This window comes from Paludifilum halophilum (assembly GCF_002245355.1).
Taxonomy (GTDB): Bacteria; Bacillota; Bacilli; order Thermoactinomycetales; family DSM-45169; genus Paludifilum; species Paludifilum halophilum.
Window position 1 is genome coordinate 1 of the sequence record NZ_NOWF01000026.1, and the last position, 2,981, is coordinate 2,981.

A 2,981-nucleotide genomic window follows, 5' to 3' on the forward strand; every position below is an offset into this window, starting at 1 on the left:
TTTTCCAGGGTCATGCACCCTGAAAACCAGATACGGAGTAAGAAGCCGGGAGTGAATTCAGGAGAAGTCCTCGACCGATTCGTATCCGTCAGCTGAACGTGTTGCCACGCTTACACCTCGGACCGATCTACCTCATCATCTTTAAGGGGTCTTACCTGAACGTGTCAGTGGGAAATCTCATCTTGAGGGGGGCTTCGCGCTTAGATGCTTTCAGCGCTTATCCCGTCCGCACTTGGCTACCCAGCGATGCTCCTGGCGGAACAACTGGTACACCAGCGGTGCGTCCGTCCCGGTCCTCTCGTACTAAGGACGGCTCCTCTCAAATTTCCTGCGCCCGCGACGGATAGGGACCGAACTGTCTCACGACGTTCTGAACCCAGCTCGCGTACCGCTTTAATGGGCGAACAGCCCAACCCTTGGGACCGACTACAGCCCCAGGATGCGATGAGCCGACATCGAGGTGCCAAACCTCCCCGTCGATGTGGACTCTTGGGGGAGATAAGCCTGTTATCCCCGGGGTAGCTTTTATCCGTTGAGCGATGGCCCTTCCTCTCGGTACCACCGGATCACTAAGCCCGACTTTCGTCCCTGCTCGACTAGTGGGTCTCGCAGTCAAGCTCCCTTCTGCCTTTACACTCTTTGTGCGCGATTTCCAACCGCGCTGAGGGAACCTTGGGGCGCCTCCGTTACTCTTTAGGAGGCGACCGCCCCAGTCAAACTGCCTACCTGACACGGTCCTCCAACCGGATCACGGTTGTGAGTTAGAACCCCGGCACGATCAGGGTGGTATCCCAACAGCGCCTCCTTCGAACCTGGCGGCCCGAATTCTCCGGCTCCCACCTATCCTGTACAAACCGTACCAAAATCCAATATCAGGCTACAGTAAAGCTCCACGGGGTCTTTCCGTCCGGTCGCGGGTAACCCGCATCTTCACGGGTACTACAATTTCACCGGGTCTCTCGTTGAGACAGCGCCCAAGTCGTTGCGCCTTTCGTGCGGGTCGGAACTTACCCGACAAGGAATTTCGCTACCTTAGGACCGTTATAGTTACGGCCGCCGTTTACTGGGGCTTCGGTTCAGAGCTTCGCTTGCGCTAACCCTTCCCCTTAACCTTCCAGCACCGGGCAGGCGTCAGCCCCTATACTTCGCCTTGCGGCTTCGCAGAGACCTGTGTTTTTGCTAAACAGTCGCTCGGGCCTCTTCACTGCGGCCCCCTCGAGCAACCCGAAGGCCACCCTACCGGGGCACCCCTTCTCCCGAAGTTACGGGGTCATTTTGCCGAGTTCCTTAACGAGAGTTTTCCCGCGCGCCTGAGGATTCTCTCCTCGCCTACCTGTGTCGGTTTGCGGTACGGGCACCTTCCGCCTCGCTAGAGGCTTTTCTCGGCAGTGTGAGATCAAAGACTTCGGTACTCTTGGTTCCCTCGCCATCACGGTCCAGCCTTTCGAGGAAGGGATTTGCCTCTTCCTCAGCCTCACCGCTTGGACGCGCGTATCCAACAGCGCGCTCTCCTACCCTCCTGCGTCCCCCCGTCACTCAGACGGCGGAAGGTGGTACAGGAATCTCCACCTGTTATCCATCGCCTACGCCTTTCGGCCTCGGCTTAGGTCCCGACTTACCCTGAGCGGACGAACCTTCCTCAGGAACCCTTAGGCTTTCGGCGGAGGGGATTCTCACCCCTCTTTTCGTTACTCATACCGGCATTCTCACTCCCCAGCGCTCCACCGACCCTTTCGGGCCGACTTCAACGCCCTGGGGACGCTCCCCTACCATCCATTTGGATCCGCGGCTTCGGCGGCGTGTTTAGCCCCGTTACATTTTCGGCGCAGAGTCACTTGACCAGTGAGCTATTACGCACTCTTTGAATGATGGCTGCTTCTAAGCCAACATCCTGGTTGTCTCGGCAACTCCACATCCTTTCCCACTGAACACGCACTTCGGGGCCTTAGCCGGCGGTCTGGGCTGTTTCCCTTTCGACTGCGGATCTTAGCACTCGCAGTCTAACTCCTGGAGATGAGTCCACGGCATTCGGAGTTTGACTGAGTTCGGTAACCTTTGACAGGCCCCTAGCCCAATCAGTGCTCTACCTCCGCGACTCTTCCTCCAAGGCTCGCCCTAAAGCGATTTCGGGGAGAACCAGCTATCTCCGAGTTCGATTGGCATTTCACCCCTACCCACACCTCATCCCCTGGTTTTTCAACACCAGTGGGTTCGGGCCTCCACGGAGTTTTACCTCCGCTTCACCCTGGACATGGGTAGATCACCCGGTTTCGGGTCGACGACGACGAACTTATCCGCCCTGTTCAGACTCGCTTTCGCTGCGGCTCCAGCTTCTCGCCTTAACCTCGCTCGCCACCGTCACTCGCCGGTTCATTCTACAAAAGGCACGCCGTTACGGGTCATGCCCGCTCCGACTGCTTGTAAGCACACGGTTTCAGGTTCTCTTTCACTCCCCTCCCGGGGTGCTTTTCACCTTTCCCTCACGGTACTGGTTCGCTATCGGTCGCCAGGGAGTATTTAGCCTTGGGAGGAGGTCCTCCCGGATTCCCACGGGGTTTCCCGTGCCCCGTGGTACTCGGGGTCCGTCCGGGAGTGCCAAGGCTTTCGGCTACAGGGCTGTTACCCTCTGCGGCGGGCCGTTCCAGGCCACTTCGCCTAGCCTTCGCTTTTCTGACTCCGTATCGGACGCCCCTCAACCCCGGCGGCAGATACCGCCGGTTTGGGCTGTTCCCGTTTCGCTCGCCGCTACTCGGGGAATCGCGTTTGCTTTCTCTTCCTCGGGGTACTAAGATGTTTCAGTTCCCCCGGTCTGCCTCCGGCCGCCCTATGGGTTCAGGCGGCGGTGCCAGCGGTTGGCGCTGGCGGGTTGCCCCATTCGGAAATCCCCGGATCACTGCCTGCTTACGGCTCCCCGGGGCATATCGGTGTTCGCCCCGTCCTTCTTCGGCTCCTGGCGCCTAGGCATCCACCGTGTGCTCTTC

1 rRNA gene is annotated in these 2,981 nt (G+C 59.0%); it reads right to left on the reverse strand.

Features of this window, described 5'->3' with window-relative positions:
* Nucleotides 1-58 precede the first annotated feature (58 nt).
* Nucleotides 59-2,981: ribosomal RNA gene (locus CHM34_RS18210) — 23S ribosomal RNA — on the reverse strand; the annotation flags it as partial.